21 protein-coding genes are annotated in these 23,465 nt (G+C 65.1%); 6 read left to right on the top strand and 15 right to left on the bottom strand.

The window, feature by feature from the left end; genetic code table 11:
- The 3 genes from MXAZACID_RS15865 to MXAZACID_RS15855 all read right to left on the bottom strand — a co-directional run.
- A partial coding sequence (locus MXAZACID_RS15865) for a MarR family winged helix-turn-helix transcriptional regulator (RefSeq protein WP_205619836.1) occupies window positions 1-257 on the bottom strand: 257 nt, incomplete at its 3' end.
- A gap of 104 nt (window positions 258-361) precedes the next feature.
- Window positions 362-1,531 (bottom strand): UxaA family hydrolase, encoded by a 1,170-nt coding sequence (locus tag MXAZACID_RS15860; RefSeq protein WP_008495518.1) that lies wholly within the window; start codon window positions 1,529-1,531, stop codon window positions 362-364.
- Window positions 1,532-1,542: 11 nt separating this feature from the next.
- Window positions 1,543-1,830 (bottom strand): UxaA family hydrolase, encoded by a 288-nt coding sequence (locus MXAZACID_RS15855; protein ID WP_008495517.1) that lies wholly within the window; start codon window positions 1,828-1,830, stop codon window positions 1,543-1,545.
- A 167-nt stretch (window positions 1,831-1,997) separates the two neighbouring features.
- On the opposite strand from MXAZACID_RS15855, the gene MXAZACID_RS15850 reads away from it, so the two are divergent.
- A complete protein-coding gene (locus MXAZACID_RS15850; protein ID WP_008495516.1) occupies window positions 1,998-2,744 on the top strand; it encodes a GntR family transcriptional regulator in 747 nt (248 codons plus the stop codon).
- A gap of 21 nt (window positions 2,745-2,765) precedes the next feature.
- Here the strand turns inward: MXAZACID_RS15850 and MXAZACID_RS15845 are convergent, their stop codons facing one another.
- The 9 genes from MXAZACID_RS15845 to MXAZACID_RS15810 all read right to left on the bottom strand — a co-directional run bounded on the left by MXAZACID_RS15845 (window position 2,766) and on the right by MXAZACID_RS15810 (window position 12,882).
- Window positions 2,766-4,550 (bottom strand): chloride channel protein, encoded by a 1,785-nt coding sequence (locus MXAZACID_RS15845; protein ID WP_039885578.1) that lies wholly within the window; start codon window positions 4,548-4,550, stop codon window positions 2,766-2,768.
- Window positions 4,522-5,451 carry a DmsC/YnfH family molybdoenzyme membrane anchor subunit gene (locus tag MXAZACID_RS15840; protein WP_008495514.1) on the bottom strand — a complete coding sequence of 310 codons (930 nt, stop codon included), beginning with the start codon at window positions 5,449-5,451 and terminating at the stop codon, window positions 4,522-4,524. The genes MXAZACID_RS15845 and MXAZACID_RS15840 overlap by 29 nt, the downstream gene beginning before the upstream one ends.
- Window positions 5,448-6,176 carry a 4Fe-4S dicluster domain-containing protein gene (locus MXAZACID_RS15835; protein ID WP_008495513.1) on the bottom strand — a complete coding sequence of 243 codons (729 nt, stop codon included), beginning with the start codon at window positions 6,174-6,176 and terminating at the stop codon, window positions 5,448-5,450. Before MXAZACID_RS15835 ends, MXAZACID_RS15840 begins: the two co-directional genes overlap by 4 nt.
- Entirely contained in the window at window positions 6,173-8,089 is a 1,917-nt protein-coding gene (locus MXAZACID_RS15830; protein ID WP_240376710.1) for a molybdopterin oxidoreductase family protein, read from the bottom strand. The genes MXAZACID_RS15835 and MXAZACID_RS15830 overlap by 4 nt, the downstream gene beginning before the upstream one ends.
- Window positions 8,040-9,023: a molybdopterin-dependent oxidoreductase gene (locus MXAZACID_RS20235; RefSeq protein WP_240376708.1), complete on the bottom strand. Its 984-nt coding sequence runs from the start codon at window positions 9,021-9,023 to the stop codon at window positions 8,040-8,042. The genes MXAZACID_RS15830 and MXAZACID_RS20235 overlap by 50 nt, the downstream gene beginning before the upstream one ends.
- Before the next feature lie 138 nt (window positions 9,024-9,161).
- Entirely contained in the window at window positions 9,162-10,133 is a 972-nt protein-coding gene (locus MXAZACID_RS15825) for an Ldh family oxidoreductase (RefSeq protein WP_008495512.1), read from the bottom strand.
- Between the two features lie 3 nt (window positions 10,134-10,136).
- A complete protein-coding gene (locus MXAZACID_RS15820) occupies window positions 10,137-11,066 on the bottom strand; it encodes a hydroxyacid dehydrogenase (RefSeq protein ID WP_008495511.1) in 930 nt (309 codons plus the stop codon).
- Window positions 11,067-11,104: 38 nt separating this feature from the next.
- Window positions 11,105-12,652: a sodium:solute symporter gene (locus MXAZACID_RS15815; RefSeq protein WP_008495510.1), complete on the bottom strand. Its 1,548-nt coding sequence runs from the start codon at window positions 12,650-12,652 to the stop codon at window positions 11,105-11,107.
- Window positions 12,653-12,657: 5 nt separating this feature from the next.
- Entirely contained in the window at window positions 12,658-12,882 is a 225-nt protein-coding gene (locus MXAZACID_RS15810) for a hypothetical protein (RefSeq protein ID WP_205619835.1), read from the bottom strand.
- Window positions 12,883-13,015: 133 nt separating this feature from the next.
- On the opposite strand from MXAZACID_RS15810, the gene MXAZACID_RS15805 reads away from it, so the two are divergent.
- Window positions 13,016-14,596, top strand: a complete 1,581-nt coding sequence (locus tag MXAZACID_RS15805) for a thiamine pyrophosphate-binding protein (protein ID WP_008495508.1) — start codon at window positions 13,016-13,018, stop codon at window positions 14,594-14,596.
- Between the two features lie 132 nt (window positions 14,597-14,728).
- Window positions 14,729-15,460, top strand: coding sequence for a TSUP family transporter (locus tag MXAZACID_RS15800; RefSeq protein WP_008495507.1), 732 nt, complete (start codon window positions 14,729-14,731; stop codon window positions 15,458-15,460).
- A gap of 32 nt (window positions 15,461-15,492) precedes the next feature.
- Here MXAZACID_RS15800 and MXAZACID_RS15795 read toward each other — a convergent pair whose 3' ends face one another.
- Entirely contained in the window at window positions 15,493-16,536 is a 1,044-nt protein-coding gene (locus MXAZACID_RS15795) for a LacI family DNA-binding transcriptional regulator (protein WP_008495506.1), read from the bottom strand.
- A 106-nt stretch (window positions 16,537-16,642) separates the two neighbouring features.
- Here MXAZACID_RS15795 and MXAZACID_RS15790 point away from each other — a divergent pair, with 106 nt between their 5' ends.
- Genes MXAZACID_RS15790 through MXAZACID_RS15780 form a run of 3 tightly spaced genes read left to right on the top strand, consistent with a single transcriptional unit; the run spans window position 16,643 to window position 19,939 of the window.
- Complete coding sequence (locus MXAZACID_RS15790) at window positions 16,643-17,410, top strand: SDR family NAD(P)-dependent oxidoreductase (RefSeq protein ID WP_008495505.1); 768 nt, start codon at window positions 16,643-16,645, stop codon at window positions 17,408-17,410.
- 10 nt (window positions 17,411-17,420) lie between these two features.
- The gene (gene araD, locus MXAZACID_RS15785; protein ID WP_008495504.1) at window positions 17,421-19,145 is read left to right on the top strand and encodes an L-arabinonate dehydratase; all 1,725 of its coding nucleotides are present in this window, start codon (window positions 17,421-17,423) and stop codon (window positions 19,143-19,145) included.
- Between the two features lie 11 nt (window positions 19,146-19,156).
- Window positions 19,157-19,939: an HpcH/HpaI aldolase/citrate lyase family protein gene (locus tag MXAZACID_RS15780; protein ID WP_008495503.1), complete on the top strand. Its 783-nt coding sequence runs from the start codon at window positions 19,157-19,159 to the stop codon at window positions 19,937-19,939.
- 88 nt (window positions 19,940-20,027) lie between these two features.
- Here the strand turns inward: MXAZACID_RS15780 and MXAZACID_RS15775 are convergent, their stop codons facing one another.
- Window positions 20,028-22,037: an alpha-glucosidase gene (locus MXAZACID_RS15775; RefSeq protein ID WP_008495502.1), complete on the bottom strand. Its 2,010-nt coding sequence runs from the start codon at window positions 22,035-22,037 to the stop codon at window positions 20,028-20,030.
- 20 nt (window positions 22,038-22,057) lie between these two features.
- Window positions 22,058-23,455: a sugar porter family MFS transporter gene (locus tag MXAZACID_RS15770; RefSeq protein WP_083878842.1), complete on the bottom strand. Its 1,398-nt coding sequence runs from the start codon at window positions 23,453-23,455 to the stop codon at window positions 22,058-22,060.
- Between the last annotated feature and the right edge of the window lie 10 nt (window positions 23,456-23,465).

Genomic DNA, 23,465 nt, shown 5'->3' with positions numbered 1-23,465 from the left:
AGCGCCACCCAGCCGCGCTGCTCCAGCGGTTTCAGCGCGCGGTACAGCGTGGTGCGGTCCATCACCAGCTTTTCCGCCAGCCGCATCAGCTCCGGCTGCCCCTCGCGGGCGATGTGGCGCAGCACGGAAAACTGCACGATGGACATGAAGCTCCCCGCCAGCGCCTCGTCATAAAGCCGGGTGACGGCGCGCGAGGCCTTGCGCAAAGCGGTGCAGGCGCAGATCGGGTCGAGGATCAGCTCGTCGGTATGATGCATATGCATCAATTACCATATTCGCCCGCCGCGTCAATTTTTTCACCGGACATGAAAAAGGCGGCGGGAGCTGGAGGCCCCCCGCCGCCTGCACCGCATGCGCGACCTTACGCGGAGCGGTAGAGCTTGGTCATCACGAACTCACGATGGCCCAGCGCCTCGGCCGCCGTCAGCCGCCCATTCGCCACCCGCCCGATCATCCCGATCAGCGCATCGCCCGCCTGGTCGATGGTCATCTCCCGGCGCAGAATCCCCGACACGTCGAGATCCACATGCTCGGACATGGTGCGCACCGTGCGCGGGTTGCCGGTAATCTTGATGACAGGCACGATGGGATTGCCGATGACATTGCCCTGCCCGGTCGGGAAGGTATGGATCACGTAACCACCCGCCGCCATCAGCGTGATGCATTCCGCCGCCGCCGAGGAGGTATCCATATAATACAGCCCCGGGCCTTTCGCCGGTGCTTCCGCCGGCTGCAGCGCGTCGATGAACTTGCACTCATGGCCGATCTTTTCCAGATTGCCGAGCGCCTTTTCCTCGATGGTGGTGAGGCCACCGAGAATATTGCCCTTGGTCGGCTGGCTGTCAGAGAGGTCGTCGGTCTTGTGCGCCTCGATCACCTCCTCCTGGTAGGCTTTCCACATCTTGTACCATTTTTCCTCGATCTCCGGGGAGATGGCCCGCTTGCGCGCCAGATGCTCCGCCCCGGTGATCTCGGAGGTTTCGCCGAACACGCCGTAAATCCCTTGCGGGATCAGCTTGTCATACATATTGCCGACGGTCGGGCAGGAAGCCAGGCCGGTGGTGGTGTCGCTCTCACCGCATTTGGTGGAGACCCAGAGATCCTTCACCTCCACCGGCTCGCGCTGCAATTCCGAGGCCCATTGCACGAACTCCTTGGCCTTGCGGGAGACGGCGGCGATGGTGTTGATATCGCCATGCTGCTCGATCCAGTAGCCTTCCACCGGCTTGCCGGTCTTGGCGATGCCGTCGACCACCACCTTGGTCCAGGACGGCTCGATGCCGACGACGATCACCGCGGCGACATTCGGGTTGCTCCCGGTGCCGATCAGCGTGCGAAAATGCACCGCCAGATCCTCGCCAAACTGCAAACGCCCATAGGCATGCGGGATCGCCAGCGTGCCTTTGATATTGTTCGCCACCGCTTCGCAGACGGCGTTGGAGAGATCATCCAGCGGCAGGATCACGACATGGTTGCGCACGCCCACGCGGCCATTCTCACGGCGCCAGCCGGTCAGTTTCATTTCGCTCATCACAATATTCCTTACCAGCGCTTGGTCTTCAGATTCTGCGTATGCACATGCCCGCCCTTTTTGGCCGGGCCGATCATCTTGCCGATATCCTCGCCATATTTGATCGCGGTATCGCCGGCGCTGAGATCCTTCAGCGCCACCTTGTGCCCGATCGGCACATCGTCGATCGCGGTCAGACGAAAGGAGGAATTATCCAGCGTCACCACGCACAGCATATCCGTGCCGGCCTTCAGATCCTCCACTACCACAACGCCGACATTATCCTCCGGATTGTGAACCAGTAACTGCGGTATGCTCATCAGCCTGTTTCCTCTTTTTTGGTAATTCTTCTATCTTATACAAGACTCAGCCTGTCAAGCCTTTGGCGTGACGCCGCCAGCGCGCACCGGCCCTGCGCCGCCGGAATAATTGTATCTTTATACATATAGCTTTATTCTGCGCCTCTGACCTCATCTTGACGGACCCCATGGCGACACTCCCGGCGAAGGCCGAACAAAGCACCTCCTTCCAGCCGCTCTACGCGCAGGTCTACGCGCTGATGACCGAGCGCATCGGCTCCGGCCAATGGCAGCCCGGCGCGCTGCTGCCCAACGAGTTCCAGCTCGCCGCCGAATTCAAGGTCAGCCAGGGCACGGTGCGCAAGGCGCTGATGGCGCTAGAAGCGAACAAACTGATCGTCCGCCGCCAGGGCCACGGCACCTATGTGGCCCGGCACACCGCCCAGCAGGCCTTATTCCAGTTCTTCCGCATCGTCGATCTCGACGGCACCCGCCTCACCCCGGCCAGCCGCGCCTTCGCGCAGAAGAGCGCCAAGGCGACGCGCGCCCAGGCGCAGGCGCTGGGGCTGAAACCCGGCGCCGCCCTGCACAGCATCACCCGTGTGCGCTCCTTCGAGGAGGATGCGGCGATTTTCGAAACCATCATGGTGCCGGCGGCATTGATGCCGGGGCTCTCGGTGATCCTGAACCAGGAAATGCCGGAGGAAATGTATGTGATCTACCAGCAGCATTTCGGCATCACCATCACCCGCGCGGACGAAACATTGGCGGCGGTGGCGGCCGACGCGCAGGATGCGGCGCATCTGCAGGTGCCGGAGGGCACGCCGCTGCTGGAAATCACCCGCATCGCCTCGGACCTCAACGGCAAGAAGGTGGAGCTGCGCGTCAGCCGCTGCAAAACCAGCGCCTACCGTTACGCGGCGGAGATCACCTGAGGCCGACGCCGATAATTTTTGCTAAACCCCGGCCAGCTCTTTCCGGCGCCGTTCCAGCTCCTCGCTATAGCGGCGCAGCGCATATTGCTCCGAAAGCACGCCGATGACCTTGCGGCTCGCCGCATTCTCCAGCACCACCAGCGCATCGGCCTCCGCGCGCTCAAACAGCGCCAGCGCCTCCTTCACGCTCATCCCCGGCAGCAGATACGCATCGCGGTGATGCAGAAACCCCTCCAGCCCCGCCCCGTCCAGATTGGCCGCATGCAGCTCCGCCGGCAGCACGATGCCGCTATATTTGCCCTGCGCATCCAGCACCACCAGCCGCTTCACCTCGCCGGGGGCGGCCTCCCGGCGCAGCACCTCCGGCTCCGCCTCATGCACCATCCGCACATCGCCGCTGCGCATCAGCCGGCCCACCGTGAGGCTGGCGATCCAGCCAATATCCGCGCCGCTGCGGATCGGCGTGCCGCGCAGATGGAACCGCCAGGTGGAGAAGGAATAGCCGAACACACGCTTGACCGTGATCGAGGCCGCGATCGCCGCCGCCAGCACGCAGATGGTGATGGAAAACTGCCCGGTGCTCTCCAGCGCCAGGAAGGTCATCGTCATCGGCCCGCCGACGATGGCCACCGCCATCGCGCTCATCCCCACCACCGCGTAGAACCCCACCGGCATCGCCGCCAGCCCGGGCACCACCAGCGCCACATCGGCAAACAACTTCCCGAACAGCGAACCCAGAAACAGCGAGGCGAAGAACAAGCCGCCGCGAAACCCGGCGCCGATGGAAATCGAGGACGCCACCGCCTTGCCCAGAAACAGCACCAGCGCCGTCAGCAATGGCAACGACAGCCCGATCTGCGCATGCAGCGCCGCATGGCCGGAACTCAGCGTCGCCGGCGAGACCATGCCCAGCGGCCCGAGCAGCAGCCCGCCCACCACCGGGCGCAGCCAGACCGGCATTTTCGAGCGCCGGAACCCGGCCTCGATCGCCGTCACCCCGCGCATGATCGCAATCGCCACCATCCCGGCGGAAATCCCGACCAGGATCGCCATCGGGTAGGCGGAAAGCGGCAGCATTTGCGGCAGCGCCACATTCAGCGGGGCTGAGCCGGCATGCAGCTGCCCAGTTACCAGCGTGCCGGCCAGCGCCGCGATGATGATGAACGGCAGTGTTGCCAGCGAATAATTCGCCAGGATCAGCTCCACCCCGTAAAACACCCCGCAAAGCGGCGCGCTGAAGGCCCCGCCGATCGCCGCCGCCGCCCCGCACCCCACCAGCAGCCGCAAATCCGAGCGCCGCAGCCGCAGCTTCGCCCCGCCCCATGAGGCAAGGCCAGCGCCCAGCTGCGCATAGCCCGCCTCCAGCCCCACCGAGCCGCCAATACCGTTGGACCAGACCGTCTGCACCGCGACGATGACGCTATCGCGCAGCGACATCCGCCCGCCATAAAGCGCGTTCGCCTCGACCGGATCGATGATGCCTTTCGGGCGGAATTTCGCCACCAGCCAGGCGCCAAGCCCCAGCACCAGCCCGCCGAGCACCGGTACCGCCAGCAGCCGCGCCGTCTCCACATAGGGCGCATCGGACAGCCCCTGCCCCGCCGGCAGGTTGAACAGCAGGCGATGCAGCGCATGGGTGACGCCGTTCATCGCCGCCACCCCGGCCCCGGCTAGCCCGCCGACCAGCGCCGCGAACCCCGCCAGCCATAATTCATCCACCCGCACCAGCAGCCGCACACGCTGCCAGGCAGCGTCCAGCCTGGGAAAATGCGCGGTCTTAACGTCCGTAATAGAGGGTTGCGACATGGGTGGCTTCGGCAAAGAACAGCCAGCGCTCTATGAACAGCCCCATGGCCGTCAGCAGCGTGGCGAGGATGATGAGCGGCGCCGGCACCAGCCCCAGCCCGGCCAGCAGCGCCAGCAAGGAAGGCAGCAGGAAGGCGGTGGCAAGGGTGATGCGGCGCAGCTTGGCGGCATGTTTGCGGGCGATCTGATAGCCCATCTCACGCAGCACGTAGTTTTCGGTGAAATGCGGCGCATCCAGCGGCCGCACCTCGCCATATCGGGTCAGCCCGGTGGCGCTGGCCAGCGTGGCCAGCGGTTTCTGGGTGTCGATGAAGCGCCAATAGGCCAGCTTGGCCGCCGCCGCGAGCAGCCCGGCCAGCAGCACCAGCAGCCCGGCCAACCCGGCCTGCCCAGTCCAGCAGGCCAGCAGCAGCGCCATCAGCATGGCGCCGGAGAACAAGGCCAGCAGCATATAGTTCGGCGCGGTATGCTTGTTGTTCCACTGCCGGATCGGCTTCAGGCTGGCATAGATCATCGCCGTGCAATAGACCGTGACCAGCCCCAGCGCCCCGGCGATTAGGCCGATGATCACCGTCACCGGCCCCGGCCCCATCACCCACCACAAAACCGCAAAGCCAAGAGCCGGCGGAAAGGTGACCAGCGACGCCACCCCCTCGCGCGACAGCCAGGAGGAGCGCCATTGGCTGAAAGCCCGCCAGGCCCGCTCCGGCCGCCCGAGATGCAGCATGGAGGCGATGAGCCCCGACGCCGCGAAGCCGAGCGCCACCACCACTCCCACCGGCATGAACCAGCGCGAGCCCGGCAGCAGCCCGAGCAGCGCGAATACCGCGAGCCAGGCCAGCAGCCCATAGCCAAAGCCGGTCAAGGTGGTGAGCAGCAGAACCGAAGCGGCAGGCTTCATCGGGAGAGCACCTTGTCCAGCAGTCGCAACAGCTTGTTGCCGCCCTCGGCGGCGCGCTCGCGCGGCGCGGTTTGGATCTGCGCCTGGCGCGGCGGCAGATATCTGTTCACCGGCTTATAGCCCAGCTCCGGCATCAGCTCGACGCCGCCGCGCTGCGCCACCAGCTTGGAAACCTTGCTCTCCGGGTCATTGAAATCGCCAAAATGCCGGGCCCGCGAGGGGCAGGTGGCGACACAGGCCGGCTCGCGCTCTTCCGCGGGCAAGGTCTCGTTATAGATGCGGTCGATGCAGAGCGTGCATTTTTTCATCACCCCGGCCAGCTCATCGAATTCCCGCGCCCCGTAGGGGCAGGCCCAGGAGCACAGCTTGCAGCCGATGCATTTATCCATATCCACCAGCACGATGCCGTCTTCCACCCGCTTATAGGAGGCGCCGGTGGGGCAGACGGTGACGCATTGCGGATTTTCACAATGCAGGCAGGAGCGCGGAAAATTCACCGTGCGGCTGGCCTCGCCACACCCCGCCTCGTAGGAATGGATGCGATTGAACCAGACGCCATCAGGCTCCTTGCCGTAGGGGTCGTAATCGGGCAGCGGCGCGGCATGGCCGCCGGTATTCCATTCCTTGCAATTCACCGCGCAGGCATGGCAGCCGACACAAGTATCCAGATCGATCACCAGGCCGAGCTTCTTTGCCGCCGGATCCGGGGTGGGTAGGCTGGTCATTCGGCGGCCTCCATCTTGGCGCCGTAGCGCAGATTTTCGGGGTTATGTACGGCAAAAGGGGCGTGCACTGTGCCGGGATGCGGCGCGGTCTGCCCTGCCTCGGCGGCGCTGGCCTTGCGCACCCGCACGGTGAGATCGAACCAAGCTGCCTGGCCGGTGACCGGGTCCGAGTTGGAGGCGCGATGCCCGCTTTCGTCCGCCGGCAGATATTCCGAAATCAGATGGTTGAGCAGAAATCCCCTCTCGGATTCAGGGGCTTTCTGATCCAGCGTCCAGGCGCCGGAGCGCTTGCCGATCGCATTCCAGGTCCACACAGAGTTCGGGTTCAGCCCCTCCATCAGCCGCGCCTGGCAGGTGAGCGCGCCGTTGCGGCTTTCCACCACCACCCAGTCCTCATCCGCGATCCCCAGCGCCCCGGCGGTCTCCCGGTTCATATAGAGCCGGTTTTCAGACATGATCTGCCGCAGCCAGGCATTTTGCGAACCCCAGGAATGGTACATCGCCATCGGCCGCTGGGTGAGCGCGTGCAGCGGGTACTCTTGCCGGTTCACCATCGTCGCCTCAATCGGCTCATACCAGATCGGCAACGGGTCCATCACCGCCTCCAGCCGGGCGCGCAGCCGCTCAGGGGGCTGATGCGCCCCGTGCCCCTGTGCGGCCAGACGGAATGTCTGCAGGATTTCGCAGTAGAGATGCAGCGTGATCTGTTCGTCCTTGTCGATCAGCCCCATCGCCTTGGCGGTGCTGAGATAGGCCTGGTTGGAATGTTTGAAGTAAAGCTGCTCATCGGGCAAATGATGCCGCCAGAAGCTGCCATTCTCGATATAGCGCTTGAGCTGGTCGCCATTCACCTCGCCCTTGCCGATGGCCTGCCCATCCGCGCCGCGGAATCCGGCCAGCGGGCCGATACCGGGCTTGCGCTGATGCCTCACCATGTAGTCAGCGTACGATGCATAAAGCGGCGCGCCGCCTTCATCAGCGAAATTCGGCAATTTCAGCCGTCCTGCAATGTCGATCAGCACATCCTGGAAGGGGCGCACATCGCGGTCGGGCTTGAGCACTGGAATCCGGATCGCATCCGCCGGCCCATGCGCCGAGCCAATCGGCCGGTCCAGCAGCGAGATGCAGTCATAGCGCTCAAGATAGGTCGTGTCCGGCAATACGATGTCCGCATAGGGCACGGTTTCGGAGAAGAACGCATCGGCCAGGATGAAAAATGGAATCCTGTAGCTGCCATCGGCGTTCTTGTCGGTGAGCATGCGCATCGCCTCACCCGGATTCATCGCCGAATTCCAGGCGACATTGGCCATATAGACCATCAGCGTGTCGATCGGATAACGATCCTGCTTATGCGCCTCGGCGATGGACATATGCATCATCCCGTGCACGCCCAGCGGCGCCTCCCAGGAAAACGCCCGGTCCAGCCGCAGCGCCTCGCCATTGTCATCCACCAGAAAATCCTGCGGCCCGGCGGGGAATCCCAAAGGCAGCCCGGCCAGCGCGCCGTTTTCCAAAAACGCCTTGCCCCCCGGCGCCGGCCCCGCCGGAATCGGCTTCGGGTAGGGCGATTTATAGCGCCAGGAGCCCGGCGTATCGACCGCGCCCAGCAGCATCTGCAGCATATGAACGGCGCGGCAGGTCTGAAACCCGTTGGAATGAGCGGAGATGCCGCGCATCGCATGGATCGCGACCGGACGCCCCAGCATCGTTTCATGCCGGCGGCCGGATGTATCCGTCCAGGGCACGTTCAGCGTCACTGGCTGGTTGAAGGCAATCTCCGCCAGCTCCGCCGCCAGCCTACGTATGGTGGCAGCCGGCACCCCGCAGCGCGCCGCCACCGCCTCCGGCGCGTAGGCGGCATCGCTATAGCGCGCCGCCAGCAGCGCGAAGGCGGGGCGCGCCGCGCGCCCCATCCGGCAATGTCACGCTGCCCAGCAAGGCCGGGTCCGCCCCCAGCGTCGAGGCTGGTTTGATCTGATGATCGGCCCGGTCCAGGCAGAGCGGCGCGCCGCTTTCATCACGCGCGAACAGCCCATCCTCCGCCGTGCCCGGCGCATCGATCACCAGATAATGCGCATTGGTATGGCGGATGAGAAACTCGGTATCAATCGCCCCTTCTTCCAACAGGCAATGCACCAAGGCCAACACGAACAGCCCATCCGTGCCCGGCGTGATGGCGACGAACTCATCCGCAATCGCCCCATAGCCGGTGCGCACCGGATTGATGGCGACGATCTTCGCCCCCCGCTCCTTCAACCTGCCAAGCCCCAGCTTGATCGGGTTGGAATCATGGTCCTCGGCGACGCCGATCAGCAGGAAGATTTTCGCATGCTCCCAATCCGGCTCGCCAAACTCCCAGAACGCGCCGCCAACGGAATAAAGCCCCGCCGCCGCCATGTTGACGGTGCAGAACCCGCCATGCGCCGCGAAATTCAGCGTGCCAAACATCTGCGCGAAATAGCCGGTGAGGGATTGCGACTGATCCCGCCCGGTGAAGAACGCGAACTGCTTGGGATCATTGGCGCGGATTTTGGCGAGGCGCGCGGTGATGATGGACAGCGCTTCCTCCCACTCGATCTCCTCGAACTCGCCCGCCCCGCGCTCGCCTACACGCTTCAGCGGTTTGCGCAGCCGCGCCGGGGAGAGCACATTCATGATCCCCGCCGAGCCCTTGGCGCAGAGCACGCCGCGATTGACCGGATGCGCGCGATTGCCCTCAATATAACGAAGCTTGCCGTCCTTCAGATGCACTTTGATGCCGCAGCGGCAGGCGCACATATAGCAGGTCGTCTGCGCCACGCTGTCGCCAACCGGCGCGGAATACTCGATGGTTTCTTGCTTCGACACCACTCACTCCCAACGGCCTACCCAACAAGAAGGCCCGCCACGCCAGGGGCGCAGCCGATTCAATACGCGATGATAGGTCAGCTTCCTTGTATTGAATAACAGATTATTTTTGCCAAACTCATAAAACGAATTTATGAATCAAGCCGCAAACCAGCCCTCCTGCACCACCAGCCCCTCGGCCTCGGCACGGCGGCGGTTTTCGCTGCGGCGTGCCCCCGGCAGGCGCACCCCATCCGTCAGCGCCTCGGCAAAAAGCCGCTCCATATGTGAGATGTTGCCGCCAAAGCTGATCGGGTTCAGCGCGATCAGCAGCTGCCCGGTGCCCGGCGGCGGGCCTTGCGCGTCCAGAAAAGAGCTGGCCTCATAGGCATAATGGCTGCCGGTCAGCCCGGCGGCCAGCGCCTCCACCATCAGCGCCAAGGCCGCGCCCTTGGCCCCGCCCAAAGGCAGCATCGAGCCCGCCAGCGCCACCGCCGGGTCCTCGGTTTCCTGCCCCTGCGCATCCAACGCCCAATCTTTGGGAATTTTCGTGCCCTTCTGCTTCGCCGCGACGATCTGCCCGCGCGCGACCTTGGAGAGGGAGAGATCGATCACCACCGGCGCGCCGCGCGGGCGCGGGAAGGCACAGGCGATCGGGTTGGTGCCAAGCAACGGCCGCCGCCCGCCCCACACCGCCATCGCCGCCGGGGTATTGGCAAACATCAAGGCCACAAGCCCGTGATTGGCCAAACGCTCAACCACCAGCCCCATCGCCCCGCAATGGCTGGAACGGGTGATCGAGGCCGCCGCGACGCCTTGACGGAAGGTGAGCGCCAGTAACTCGTCGATCGCCATGTCGATCGCCGGGTAGGCAAAGCCGTTCGCGGCATCGAGGCTCACCCCGCTGCCGGTGCGCTGCTTCACCGCCGGGCGGGCCTGGCCGTCGATCTTGCCGCATTTCGCCTGCGCCGCGTAAAACGGCAAACGCATCAGCCCATGCCCGGCCAGCCCGTCCGCCTCCGCCAGCACCAAGGCATTGGCGACAGAACCCGCATTTTCCGGTGCGGTATCATTCGCCACCAGCATGGCCTCGGCCTTCTGCTTGGCCTCGGTGATGGAGAGTTTCAACATGCGTCAACCAATCTTCAAAGCGTTGAGAACAATCTCGGCAATCTTCCCGGAGACGCGGACATTTGATTCCATCGTCACCCCGGCAATATGCGGTGTTAGAATCAGATTCGGCACGCCAGCGAACAAGGCGCCATGGGGGCCATCCAGCGGCTCATGCTCGAACACATCCAGAGCCGCCCCGCCCAGCGCGCCGGCTTTCAACGCCGCCACCAGGGCCGCCTCATCCACCACCCCGCCCCGGGCCGCGTTGATCAGCACGGCATGGCTCTGCATCAAAGCGAGTTTTCCGGCATCGATCATATGGCGCGTCTGCGGTGTCAGCGGCACATGCAAGCTCACCACGTCACAGCTTGCGAACAAGTCCTCCAGGCTCATGCGCTGCGCCGTCCCCCAGGCCGCATGCCCCTCCGGCAATAACGGATCGTAAGCGGCGATGCGCATCCCCAAAGCCGCCAGCCGCGCCGCCGCCTGCCGCGCCGTGCCGCCGAACCCCACCATGCCCGCGCGCCGGCCGGAAATCTCCCGGCCGATCATCGCCTCACGCGGCCACAGCCCGGCCGCCACCTCGACACTGCGCAGAAAGCCGCGCCGCAACAGGCTCAGCGTGGCGCAGGCGACATATTCGGCGACGGCATCGTCATTCGCCCCCGTCGCCGGATAGACCGCGATCTTGCGCGCCTTGCAGGCCTCAAGATCGATATTATCGAGCCCGACGCCCAGCCGCCCGACCAGCTCCAGCTTCGGCGCCTGCGCCAACAGCGCGCCGCGCACCTGGGTGCGGTTTCTCACAATCAGCGCCTGGCAATCTTCCAACGCCGCCGCCAGCGCCTCGGGCTGATCGACCAGGTCAGGGCGATACAGCACCTGCCCCCGCGCCGCCAAGGCGCGCACCGCCTCGTCATCCATGAATTCGGTTATGACAATCTGCGCCATGCCGCCTACGCGCTCCAGTCCATGATCAATCTCCTCATTTAAGACACAGGGTTTTTCAGGCTATCCGGCAAATCCCGGGCCAGCGCGCCGCGCGGGGCGGCAATGACCTGGCGCCGGCGCCGGTGGTAGGCCGCGCCGAAGAACTCATCCAGAAAGCTGGAGGGCACTGGCTGCGTCGTCAGGCTGACGATGAAGAAGGTGACGCAATTGGCCAGCAAGGCGACGAAGCCGGCATTATAGCCCAGCACCGGATCATGGTGGGAGAGCAGGAAATACAAGCTCAACCCCCAGCCGACCACCAATCCCGCCGCCACCCCCGCCCCGGTGGCGCGCCGCCAGAGCAGCCCACCAATGATCACCGCCGGCACCAGCTGGGCGATGAAATCATAGGCCACCAGCAGCACCGTGACGATCAACGAGTGCGCCACCACCGCCAGAATCAACGCCGCGAAGGTGACGACGAACACCAGCCAGCGGGTCATGTTGAACATCTGCCGGTCGGTCGTCTGCGGCACCAGCTTGGCATAGACGTTGCGCGCCAGCATGGTGCAGCTCATCATGATGATCGGTCCGGCCGGGACGATGGCGGAAAGCACCGCCGCCAGCGCAAAGATCGCCAGCGCCCAGGGCGGGAAGATCTGCTGGGCCAGGCGCAGCACCACCTCATTGCCGCCCACCTTCTGTGTGGCGAAAATCAGCACCGCGGCAAAGCCGATGGTGATCACGGCAACTTTCACCAGCTGGTAGAAGGGCATGAACACCGCCTGCAGCTTCAGCGTGCGCGGCCCCTTGGCGGAAAAGGCGACATTGAACCATTGCGGCCACATCCACTGACCAAAGCCGGTCAGGATCACCGTGGTCCAGAACCAGGACAGGGTCAGCTTATGCGTCGGCCCCGGCATGGTGAGATGCGATGGAATCTTCTGCATCATCTGGCTGAACATATCGCCGAAGCCGCCAAAATAGCGGTAGGGAATGGTGAAGAACAGCACCGCGATGGCGCCGAACATCAGCAGATCCTTGATCACCGACTGCCAGGCATTGCCCCTGATGCCGCCAAAGAACACCGCCAGCGACAGCACCGAGAAGCCGATAATGTCGGCGGAGAGAATGTTGAGCCGGTGATTTGTCAGCACGCTGAGCACCGCCCCCAGCCCCTCGATATTCAGATCGATATAGGCGATCATGATGATCGCGGCGCAGAAGGAGACGATGATGCCCAGCCACTCATTCTGGTAGCGCCCGGCGATGAAGTCGGACTGCGTGACATAGCCGAATTTGCGCCCCAGCAGACCGATCGCCGGCAGCAGCATGAAGCCCAGCGCGTAGCCGACATCGTTGGTGGCGACATTATAGAACACGCCACCACCTTTGCTGTAGGCAAAGCCGGCGAGGCCGAGGAAGGTGAAGGCGGTGTAGATTTCCGTGCCGAGCAGAAACCAGGTGAGCCAGGGGCCCATCTGCCGGTCATTGACCAGCCAGCCTTCCATGGTGGTGGAGGCCTGGCGCCCGCCGCGAATGCCAACCCAGGTGACCAGCAGCACGCCGAGCCCGACGATACCGAGGATGAAAACCATATCGGACATCGCGCTCACTCCGTCAAATTGGAAAGTTCGTCGTCATCGCCAGGGTTTTCCGCCCGGTCGATCAGATAAAGCGCACCCAGGATCACCGGATTCAACAGCGGCACCAGGACGAACCAGAAATAAAGCGGCGGCATCCCCAGGATGGCGGGTGAGGCCGCGTTGAAGCCGAAGGCCGGGCCCAGCGTATACAGGCCGATAATCACCAGGACCGCAACAACCCATGCCAGCATCGACATTCGCATTGTTTCCCCCGAAATTTGTGTTCGATTTTTATATCTTATATAAGACTATACGGAGCCCGCGCCGCTTTTGTCAAGCGCGCGACCCGCGGGCGGCAAAATCGCAGGAAAAATGGGGGATGGGATGAAGTCTGGCCAATCTGGCGCGGATCTGCTGGTGAAAACATTACAGCTGGCGGGCGTGGAAAAAATTGTCTCGCTGTCAGGCAATCATATCATGCCGATCTATGACGCGCTGCGCGATACCGATATCGCGCTCTACCATGTTCGCCATGAAGGCGCGGCGGTGCATATGGCCGAGGGCTATGCGCGGCTTTCCGGCAAAATCGGGGTGGCGATGGTGACCGGCGGGCCGGGCCATGCCAACGCCATCGGCGCGCTCTACACCGCGCGGCAGAGCGAGACGCCGCTGCTGCTGCTCTCCGGCCATGCGCCGCTGCGTGAACTGGGGCGCGGGGCGTTCCAGGAAATGGACCAGGCCGGGCTGGCCGCGCCTTTATGCAAGGCCTCCTGGATGGTCGGCTCCGCTGAGGCGCTGGCGCAGGATGTGGGCCGCGCCATCGCCATCGCCCAATCCGGCCGGCCGGGGCCGGTGCATCTCAGCCTGCCCAGCGATGTGCTGGAAGCCACCGCCGCCACCGCCCCGCAGGTCCCCGCTCTGCCGACGCCAACCGGATTGAGCGAGACCGCGCTGGCGGCGCTGCGCGCGGCGCTGGCCAGCGCCCGCCGGCCGCTTTTCCTGCTGCCCCCAGCCCTCTGCACCCCGGCCGGGCAGGCGATGACGGCGCAGCTGCGCGCGCAGGGCTTCATCTGCCTACCGATGGAAAGCCCGCGCGGCGTCAACGACCCCGCCTTGGGCGCGGTGCAGGCTTTGCTGGCGGCCGCGGACTGCATCGTCTCGCTCGGAAAATTGGTCGATTTCACCTTGAAATTCGGCAATCTCGGCGCGGCGGAGTGGATCGTGATCGACCCTGACGAAGCGATGCTGGCCCGCGCCCGCGCGGCGCTGGGCGAGCGGCTGCGTCTGGGCGTGGTCGCGGATATACCGGCCGTGCTGGGCCAGCTCGCGCGGATCAAGCCGCAAAGCGCGCCAGGCTGGGTGGAGCGCGCGCACAGCGCCCTCACCCGCCGCGCCGCGCCGCCGCCCGCAACCGGCCTGAATAGTTTCTCGATGTGCCAGGCGCTGGCCGCCTTCATGCGGACCTTGGACAACCCGGTTTTCATCTGCGATGGCGGTGAGATCGGCCAATGGGCGCAGGCGGCGATCGACGTGCCGGCGCGGATCATCAACGGCGTCGCCGGGGCCATCGGCAGCGCCCTGCCCTTCGCCCTCGGCGCCAAGGCCGCCGCACCGGAACGGCCCGTGCTGGCGGTGATGGGCGATGGCACCTTCGGCTTTCACATGGCGGAGTTCGAAACCGCGCTGCGGCACAAACTGCCCTTCATCGCGGTGATCGGCAATGATGCGCGCTGGAATGCGGAATATCAGATCCAGGCGCGCGATTACGGGGCGGGGCGCGCCCATGGCTGCGACTTGCTGCCGGGCACGCGCTATGATGCGGCGGTGGCGGCTTTGGGCGGGCATGGGGAGCTGGTGACACGGGAAGAGGAGATCGCCCCGGCGCTGGCGCGGGCTTTTGCCAGCAACAAGCCGGCTTGCGTGAATATCATCATCGCCGGGCTGGCCGCGCCGATGCTGCATTAATCGTAGCGCTATTATTTTTTGAAACACTTACATAAAGCTACCTAAAAAGCGCATGGAGCCATGCTGCACCGCGACATTGACCGGCTAAAATCGTAACGCTACGAGACGGCAGCCTCTAACCCGCCTGGTTCCATGCCGCATCTCCAGCTTGCCCTTGTCGCGTTCTCCGCCTTCCTCGGCGCCACCACCCAGCGCGTCACCGGGCTGGGTTTTGCGCTGGTCGCCTCGCCGCTGCTGATTCTGGTGCTGGGGCCGTTCCAGGGGGTGCTGCTGGCCAACCTGCTGACGCTGGTGCTCAATGCCGTAGTACTGGCCGGCACCTGGCGGGCGGCGGAGCCGCGCCGGCTGGCGCTGCTGGTGCCGGCGGCTTTGGTCGCGGTGCAGCTGGGCGCGCCGGTGGCGCGGCTCATCCCCGCCGCCTGGCTGCTCACCATCATCGGCACGCTGGTGTTTCTGGCGCTGCTGAGCGTGCTGCTGCTCAAGAACGTGGCGCTGTTCAAGGGCAAGGCCGGGGCGCTGGCGGCAGGCGCGCTGAGCGGCTTCATGAATGTCACCGCCGGGGTCGGCGGGCCGGCGATCACGCTCTACGCCGTCGGCACCGCCTGGGACCAGGCGAAGTTCGTCGCCTCGATGCAGGTCTATTTCGGGGCCCTCAACCTGGCCTCGGTGGCGGAGAAAGGCCTGCCGCATCTGCCGCTGGCGGCGGTGCCGCTGCTGGGCGTGGCGCTGCTCACCGGGCTGGGGCTCGGGCAGATCCTGAACCGTCGCATCCCGGCCAGGCAGGCGCGCCAGGGCGTGTTGTTTCTCGCTTTGGCCGGTTCCGGCGCCACCATCGTCAAAGGCGCGCTGCTGCTCGCTCACTAACCCCGCGTTCCAACCGTAGGCCCAAACGCCTCTCAGCTGGTGCCGCGTCGCACCAGCTCGAACCCGACATCCACGGTTTTCTGCGCCACCGTCTCGCCATTCAGCGCCGCCAGCGCGAGCCGCGCCACCTCCTGGCCGATCCGCTCGCCCGGCGGACGGATGGTGGAGAGCGCCGGATAGGTTGCCGCGGCAAAAGGCAAATCCCCGAAGCCGATGATCTTCAGCCGCTCCGGCACCGCGATGCCGCGCTTCTGGCACTCGAACAGCACGCCGAGCGCGATCCAGTCATTCGAGCAGACCACCCCGTCGATTTTCGGGTCGCGCTCCAGCAGCTCCGCCAGCAACGCCTCGCCCACCGCCACCGAGGCCGGCTGCGGGGCGATCGCCTGGCGGGCACTCGCCCCCTCCTGCTGCAAGGCGGCGATGACTCCGCTGCCGCGCTGGGCGGCGCGCCGGTCCTCCTGCAGCCGGGCGCCGATGAAGGCGACATTCTTGCACCCGGCCGCGCGCAGATGCCGCGCCGCCGCCGCCCCCACGGCGCGATGGTCGAACCCCACCAGCATGTCCAGCGGGTTGGCGCCCAGCTCCCACATCTCGATCACCGGGGTGCCGCGCGAGAGCGCCATCTGCCGGGTGCCCCGGCTATGCTCCAGCCCGGTGAGCACCAACGCCGCCGGCGACCAGGCGAGCGAGGCGCGCACCAGCGCCTCCTCCCGCGCCGGATCATATTCATTATGGCCGAGCAGCAGCTGCACCCCGGCCTGCGCCAGCGCCGCCTGCAGCGCATCCGCGGTGGCGGCGAAGAAGGCGTTGCGCAGCGAGGGCACGATCAAACTGACCACCCGCGTCGCCGCCGCCGCCGCCAGCCCCCCAGCCATCATGTTCGGCACATAGCCCAGCCGCTCGATGGCGGCGGTGATCTTGGCGCCGGTCTTGCCCTTCACCAGATCCGGCTTGCGCAGGAACAGCGAGACGGTGGAGGTGGCGCAACCCGCCAGCCGCGCCACATCCTGCATGGTGACGCTGTCGGTCTTGCGGCGAAGGCGGGGGGCGGATTTGTCTGTCGGTGAGGCCATACGCAACACATATCATCGGAAACCGGATGGCAGGCAACCATGCCGAATGGTTGACAATCCCGGAATCGTAGCGCTACGATTTTGTGGAATAGAGGATAACGCCAATATGACTTCCCCCTATGAAGACGTCACATACCGCTCCCTGCGCGGGGCGGGGGTGCTGATCACCGGCGGCGCTTCGGGCATCGGCGCCGCGATGGTCGAGGCTTTCACCGCCCAAGGGGCGCGGGTGGCGTTTCTCGATATTGACGAGGCGGCCGGTACGAAGCTGGCCCAGAGCCAGGCCGGCAGCGCCTTCCACGCCGTCGATCTGACTGATATCGCAGCGCTACGGAATTGCATCGACAGCATCGAGGCGACGCGCGGGCCGATCGATGTGCTGATCAACAACGCCGCGCGCGATAAAAGGCAGGATTTCTGGTCCTACGAGCCGCAGGATTGGAAGGACGCGCTCGCGGTCAATCTGGACCATCAATTCTTCGCCACCCAGGCCGTCGCCCGGCATATGCGCGCGCGTGGCCAGGGGGCGGTGATCATGACCGGCTCGGTCTCCTGGATGCGCGGGCGGCCGGGCATGGCCGGCTATACCTCCTCGAAAGCCGCGATCAACGGCCTCACCCGCACCCTGGCGCGCGAGCTGGGGCCGGCGGGGATCCGGGTGAACTGCATCGTCCCCGGCGCGATTTTGACCGAGCGCCAGCAGGCGCTCTGGCTCACCCCGGAGCTGGACCAGCAATTCAAGGATCTGCAGGCGCTGAAATTCCGGCTGGATGCGACGCATGTGGCGCGCATGGCGCTGTTTCTGGCCTCGGCCGAATCCGGCGGCTGCACGGGGGCGAATTTCCTGGTCGATGCCGGGCTGACGGCGAATTGAGGGGGCGCGGATGACCGAGACAAAATTGCGATCCGCCCGCTGGTATGAGGGCACCGACATACGCGGCTTCGCGCACCGCCAGCGCAGCCAGCAGATGGGGCTGCGCCGCGAGGAGTTTTTAGGCAAGCCGGTGATTGCCATCATCAACACCTGGAGCGAGCTGAGCCCCTGCCATATCCATCTGCGTGAGCGCGCCGAGGCGGTGAAGCGCGGCGTCTGGCAGGCCGGAGGCTATCCGGTGGAGCTGCCGGCCCTCTCGCTCGGCGAGGTGCTGGTGAAGCCGACCACCATGCTCTACCGCAACATGCTGGCGATGGAGGTGGAGGAGCTGCTGCGCTCGCTGCCGGTGGATGGCGCGGTGCTGATGGGCGGCTGCGACAAGACCACGCCGGGGCTGCTGATGGGGGCGATCTCGATGGATCTGCCGGCGATCTATTGCCCGGCCGGATTCATGTCCAACGGGCGCTGGCGGGGGCAGAGTGTCGGGGCCGGCACCCATACCAAGACCTTCTGGGACGAGAAGCGCGTCGGCAAGATCACCGAGGATGACTGGATCGAGCTGGAATCGAAGATGACCCGCTCGATCGGCACCTGCAACACGATGGGCACGGCGAGCACGATGACCGCCATCGCCGAGGCGATGGGCATGACGCTGCCCGGCGCCTCCTCCCTCCCCGCCGCGGATTCCGGCCATACCCGCATGGCGGCCGAATGCGGAGCGCGGGCGGTGGAGATGGTGCGCGAGGATTTGCGGCCCTCGCAGATCATCACCGCGGATGCGGTGATGAACGGGGTGAGCGCCTGCATGGCGCTGGGCGGCTCGACCAATGCGGCGATCCATACCATCGCCATGGCCAGGCGGGCCGGGGTGGCGCTGACGCTCGATGACCTCGGCGCGGTGGCGGCGAAAATCCCTGTCTGCGCCAACATCTTTCCATCGGGTGGTTATCTGATGGAGGATTTCTTCTTCGCCGGCGGGCTGCCGGCACTGCTGGCCAAGCTGGGCGATGCGATCATCCCCGGCTGCATGACTGTGAACGGGCGCACGCTGGATGAAAATATCGCAGGTGCCCGCTGCTGGGATGATGATGTGATCCGCGATCTGGACAAGGCCGTGGTGCCGCTTGCGAAAGGCTCCAGCCTGGCGGTGCTGCGCGGCAATCTCTGCCCGGATGGGGCGGTGATGAAAAGTTCCGCGGCCAGCCCGCATCTTCTGCAGCATACCGGCCCGGCCGTGGTGTTCGACAACCCGGCCGAGATGGCGGCGAAGCTGGATGATCCGGCGGTGGAGATCACCAAGGACAGCGTGCTGGTGCTGCGCAATGCCGGGCCGATCGGCGCGCCGGGGATGCCGGAATGGGGCAATCTGCCGATGCCCAAGCGGCTGCTGGAGCAAGGGGTGAAGGACATGGTGCGCATCTGCGACGGGCGGATGAGCGGCACCCATTACGGCACCTGCGTGCTGCATGTGGCGCCGGAATCCGCTGTTGGCGGGCCGCTGGCGCTGCTGAAAACCGGCGACATGGTGGCGCTGGATGTGCCAGCCGGGACGCTGAACATGCTGGTGGACGAGGCGGAGATTGCGGCAAGGCGCGCGGCCTGGGTGAAGCCGCCGGAACGCTTCGCGCGTTCTTATGCCCGGCTTTATGAACGCAGCGTCAGCCAGGCGCCGGAGGGGTGTGATTTCGATTTTCTGAGTGGAACCGAGAAGATTCCGGAACCGCCGATTTTCTGAAGGAGAGATCTATGGAAAACCAGTTTCGCGCGGCGCTTTCGCGCGGCGTGCCGTTGGGAACCTGGCTGATGAGCGGTACCCCCGCCACCGCCGAGGCGCTGGGCCATGCCGGGTTCGATTTTCTGGTGCTGGATCTGGAGCATGTGCCGGTGGATGCGCCGCAGGCGATCGAGCATTTGCGCGCCATCGGTAACACCAAGGCGGCCCCGGTGGTGCGGCTGCCCTGGAATGATCTGGTCTGGATCAAGCGGATTCTGGATGCGGGCGGGCAGACCATCATGGTGCCGTTCGTGCAGAATGCCGAGGAAGCGAAGCGGGCGGTGGCGGCGGCGCGCTATGCGCCGGAGGGGATACGCGGTGTGGCCGCCGTGCATCGCGCCAGCCAGTATGGGGCGGATGCGACGTATCTGCGCAACGCCAATGCGCAAACCTACGTGATCGTGCAGTTGGAAACGCCGGAGGCGGTGGCGGCGGCGCCTGAGATTGCGGCGGTGAAGGGGGTGGATGCGCTGTTCCTGGGGCCGGGGGATCTCTCGGCGGCGATGGGGCATATGGGGCAGATCGGCCATGAGGCGGTGCAGGCGAAAATCGCCGCGGCGGCGCGGGCGGCGAAGCAGGCCGGCAAGCCGATTGGCATTGTCGGGCCGAACCCGGAGATGGTGCAAAAATTTCTGAGCTATGGCTATGATTACGCCGCGATCGCTTCGGATATGGGGATGATGACCGGGCGGGCGAATGAGTTTCTCGGCGCGCTGAGAGGGCACGCCAAGCGCGAGACCACAGGCCCTTATTGATAAAAGTTTTTGGGGGTGTGGGGGCTTTTTTCAAAAAGCTCCCACGTCTTTCGCCGCTTTTTTGAAAAAAAGCGGCGCCAAAAAACTTTTATAACTTCGCGCAGGTGCCGAAGAGCGGTTCGTGCGCGCTGCCCGCGCGGTAATAGACCGGCGGCTCGCCGTAGGGTGTGGCGACGCTGACGGTTTGCCCCCCCACATGGCGGCTGCCGGACCAGAGATGCACCCAGTCCGCGCCCTTCGGCAGATAGACATCCATCGTGAAACTCTGCGCGCTGATCACCGGGGCCACCAACAGATCCTCACCCAGCAGATAGCTGGTCTGGCTTTCATAATAGGCCGGGTCATCCTCGAAATGCAGGAAGAGCGGACGCTGCATCGGCAGCCCTGCCTCGGCCGCGACGGCGCGGCGATAAGGCGCCAATGCGGCGAAGATCCGCGTCATCCGGACGAAATGCGCCAGCACCTGCGCGTCTTCGTCAATCTGTAGATTTTCTCGCGGACGGTTGCCCTCATGGCTGCGCATCACCGCGGTGAAGGCCGCCATTTCGCTCCAGCGCATCAGCAGATCCGCATCGCGCACATTGCCGAACAGGCTGGTATAGCCACCAATATCGCTGTGATGATACGGGTTGCCGAGCAGGCCAGAGGAGAGCGCGCCGCAGATCACCGTCTGCAGCCCGTCATGCCGGGAGAAATCCACGCATTGATCGCCCGCCCAGAGCAGCCGGTTATGCGCCTGGATGCCGGTGAAGCCGGCACGCATGAAGAACAGCACCTCATCGGTTTTGCCGCGCAGGGCAAGGGCTTTTTCATTCACCTGCGCCCATAGCACCGGCCAGAGATTATGCGCCTCCAACCCCGGCAGGCCACTGGCCAGCACCGCATCCGTCGGCAGATATTCGCCGAAATCCGCCATCCAGCCGCCAAGACCGAGATCCAGCATCTCATTGCCGATCACCTTGTCGGCGAACCAGTCCGCCGCCTGCGGATTGGTGAAATCCAGGATGCCGCAATCGAATTCGCCGAAATCCATGACATACACGGCGCCTTCGGCGTTGCGCACGAGATAGTTATGCGCCTTCGCCTCGGGATAGAGCATGCCATCCACGGCGAGGTAGGGGTTGATATAGCCGAGGAAGCGCACGCCCTGCTCGCGCAGCGCCGCGATTTTTTCGCGCAGGCCGGGATAGCGCTTGTCATTCGCCCGCCAGTCCCAGAACAGCCGGGTGCCGAAGCTGGTTTCGCGCACGCCGCACCAATCCTCGCACCAGAGCCCGACGATCTTGGCGCCGGCCTCGGCAAACGCATTCATCCGGGTGAAGCTTTTCTCGCCCTCTTTCAGGCCGAGAATGGCGCCGTCATGCACCCAGTCCGGCAGGGCGGGCGGCTGGCCGAAGCGCTGCGCCATCTGGCGGACCAGACCGATATAGGTCGGGCTTTCGAAAAACTCCACGCTCTCGGGAATCGCCCAGGCTTCCAGCTCGTGGAACTCCGCGTGCCGGAAATCGAAGGCGCAATAGGCGGTGGTCTGCAGATGCGCGGCGTAGCGGCGCGAGGAGAGAAAAGTTGGCTGCGGGTAGTTGGTGTTGTAGTAATCCCCGCCGGCCTGGCCGGTGACATCGGCCTGGAAGGTGATCGGGCTGGTCTTGTCGCGGCCGACGCCGGGTTCGGAGGTGAAGAGCGGGAAATGCCGGCCCTTCATGTCGAAATAGGACATCTGCTCGCCCCCACCCCAGAGCTTTTCGCCGAGCCGCGCCGGCAGGCGGAGCCAGATGCGGTTCAGCGTTTCGTCATGCGCGGTGAAGGCGATGCGGGCCTGGTCCTTGGTGATTTCGAAGCTGAGCGAGAGCAGTGCGGCGGCGTGGGCGCCTGGGGCGAAATCCGCGACGATGCGGCCCGAAACTTCGCGCACGACACAATGGCTCAGCGCCTGACGTTCGCTGACATAATCCTCGATCTTGAAATTGCCGCGATAGCAGGCGATCTCCGGCTGGCCGCGCCCGACGAACAGGCAAGGCGCCCCCGGCCGGTGGGCGAACAGCAGGCCCGCCGCGCCAGAAAGCGAAAATCCAGAGGCGTCATGGTCAAGTTTCAGCAAAACAAATATCCTTCAGCCGTTCAATGATGCGCGATGCTGGGGATCGCCTCGCCCAGCAACTCATCCTCCATCTCGATGCGCTCGAGGCTCTTGCGCGCGGTCTCCTTCAGAATGAAGATGGTGAACAGCAGGGCCAGCACGCAGCCGCCGATGAACACGCCGAACACCAGCAGCGAACTCGTCGCCAGCAGCAGCGGAAAGGAGAAGGAGACAGCGAAATTCGAGGCCCAGTTGCAGAGCGTGGAAACCCCCATGCCAGCCCCGCGGGCACGCAGCGGCAGCACTTCCGGCATGATCACCCAGACCAGCGGGCCCCAGCTGAAGGAGAAGGCCATCTTGTACACCGCCAGCGCGGTGACGGCGATGACATGGCCGGCGAGCGTGAAGGCGAGCGCGGTTTGCATGATGATGCCAATGGCGGCCAGGCTCATCCCCATCACGATGGCGCCGGCGATGAGCAGCGGCCGCCGGCCAGCCTTGTCCACCAGGCGCGAGGCGGTGAGGGTTGCCAGGATCGCCAAAAATTGCAGGCAGGCGGTGGTGAGAATGGCGCTTGAGGCGCCGAAGCCGATATTCTTCAAAATCGTCGGGGCGTAATAGATCACGGTGTTGATGCCGACGATCTGCTGCAGCACCGCCAGCGCGCAGGCCACCGCCAGCGGGCCGAGCAAGGCGCGGTCAGAGAACAAAGCCGCCAGCCCGACATGGCTGCTGGTGTGGGCCACTTTGCGGATCTCGGCCAGCTCCTGCGCGGCGCGCTCGGGCGGGCGGGATTGGCGCAGCACCGCCAGCGCTTCATCAAAGCGGCCACGATGGGCAAGCCAGCGCGGCGAATCCGGCGCGAAACACATGCCGATGATCAGCAGCAGCGACGGGATCACCGCGACGCCGAACATCCAGCGCCAGGCGCCATCGGCGGAAAAGCCATAATCGACGAAATAGGAGATCAGGATGCCGGTGGTGCCGGTCATCGGCGCCAGCGTGGCGAGCTGGCCGCGCGCCTCCGCCGGGGCGATTTCGCTGACATAGAGCATCACCTGCGCCGAGGCCGCGCCGACCGCGAGGCCGATGAAAAACCGTGCCGCCACCAGCATTTCAAAGCCGGTGCTGAGTGCCGCGCCCAGCGCGCCGAAGGTGAACAACACCCCCGCCGCGATCAGCAACCGGCGATGGCCGAAGCGTTCCACCAGCATGCCGGAGCCGATCGCCCCCAGCGTGGCACCGGCGAGCAGGATGCTGACCACCCAGGCGGTCATCGCCGGGGTCAGCGCCATTTCCTTTTTGATGAACAGCAACGCCCCGGCGATGACGCCGGTATCGTAGCCGAACAGCAGGAATCCCAACGCGCCGAGCGCGATGGCGTAGCGGATCATTTTCCGGTGCGAGGCCGCCATCCCGGCCATCTCTGTCTGAGTCATTATGTTTCCC

It is taken from the genome of Acidocella sp. MX-AZ02, assembly GCF_000306035.1.
GTDB classification, from domain to species: Bacteria; Pseudomonadota; Alphaproteobacteria; order Acetobacterales; family Acetobacteraceae; genus Acidocella; species Acidocella facilis.
This window is presented reverse-complemented; position numbering and strand designations above follow the sequence as displayed.

Excerpts from the sequence above, each read along its gene's own strand:
- MXAZACID_RS15860 (WP_008495518.1), bottom strand. The coding sequence starts at position 1,531 with ATGAGCGAAATGAAACTGACCGGCTGGCGCCGTGAGAATGGCCGCGTG.
- MXAZACID_RS15855 (WP_008495517.1), bottom strand. The coding sequence starts at position 1,830 with ATGAGCATACCGCAGTTACTGGTTCACAATCCGGAGGATAATGTCGGC.
- MXAZACID_RS15850 (WP_008495516.1), top strand. The coding sequence starts at position 1,998 with ATGGCGACACTCCCGGCGAAGGCCGAACAAAGCACCTCCTTCCAGCCG.
- MXAZACID_RS15845 (WP_039885578.1), bottom strand. The coding sequence starts at position 4,550 with ATGTCGCAACCCTCTATTACGGACGTTAAGACCGCGCATTTTCCCAGG.
- MXAZACID_RS15840 (WP_008495514.1), bottom strand. The coding sequence starts at position 5,451 with ATGAAGCCTGCCGCTTCGGTTCTGCTGCTCACCACCTTGACCGGCTTT.
- MXAZACID_RS15835 (WP_008495513.1), bottom strand. The coding sequence starts at position 6,176 with ATGACCAGCCTACCCACCCCGGATCCGGCGGCAAAGAAGCTCGGCCTG.
- MXAZACID_RS15830 (WP_240376710.1), bottom strand. The coding sequence starts at position 8,089 with ATGGGGCGCGCGGCGCGCCCCGCCTTCGCGCTGCTGGCGGCGCGCTAT.
- MXAZACID_RS15825 (WP_008495512.1), bottom strand. The coding sequence starts at position 10,133 with ATGTTGAAACTCTCCATCACCGAGGCCAAGCAGAAGGCCGAGGCCATG.
- MXAZACID_RS15820 (WP_008495511.1), bottom strand. The coding sequence starts at position 11,066 with ATGGCGCAGATTGTCATAACCGAATTCATGGATGACGAGGCGGTGCGC.
- MXAZACID_RS15815 (WP_008495510.1), bottom strand. The coding sequence starts at position 12,652 with ATGTCCGATATGGTTTTCATCCTCGGTATCGTCGGGCTCGGCGTGCTG.
- MXAZACID_RS15810 (WP_205619835.1), bottom strand. The coding sequence starts at position 12,882 with ATGCTGGCATGGGTTGTTGCGGTCCTGGTGATTATCGGCCTGTATACG.
- MXAZACID_RS15805 (WP_008495508.1), top strand. The coding sequence starts at position 13,016 with ATGAAGTCTGGCCAATCTGGCGCGGATCTGCTGGTGAAAACATTACAG.
- MXAZACID_RS15800 (WP_008495507.1), top strand. The coding sequence starts at position 14,729 with ATGCCGCATCTCCAGCTTGCCCTTGTCGCGTTCTCCGCCTTCCTCGGC.
- MXAZACID_RS15795 (WP_008495506.1), bottom strand. The coding sequence starts at position 16,536 with ATGGCCTCACCGACAGACAAATCCGCCCCCCGCCTTCGCCGCAAGACC.
- MXAZACID_RS15790 (WP_008495505.1), top strand. The coding sequence starts at position 16,643 with ATGACTTCCCCCTATGAAGACGTCACATACCGCTCCCTGCGCGGGGCG.
- araD (WP_008495504.1), top strand. The coding sequence starts at position 17,421 with ATGACCGAGACAAAATTGCGATCCGCCCGCTGGTATGAGGGCACCGAC.
- MXAZACID_RS15780 (WP_008495503.1), top strand. The coding sequence starts at position 19,157 with ATGGAAAACCAGTTTCGCGCGGCGCTTTCGCGCGGCGTGCCGTTGGGA.
- MXAZACID_RS15770 (WP_083878842.1), bottom strand. The coding sequence starts at position 23,455 with ATGACTCAGACAGAGATGGCCGGGATGGCGGCCTCGCACCGGAAAATG.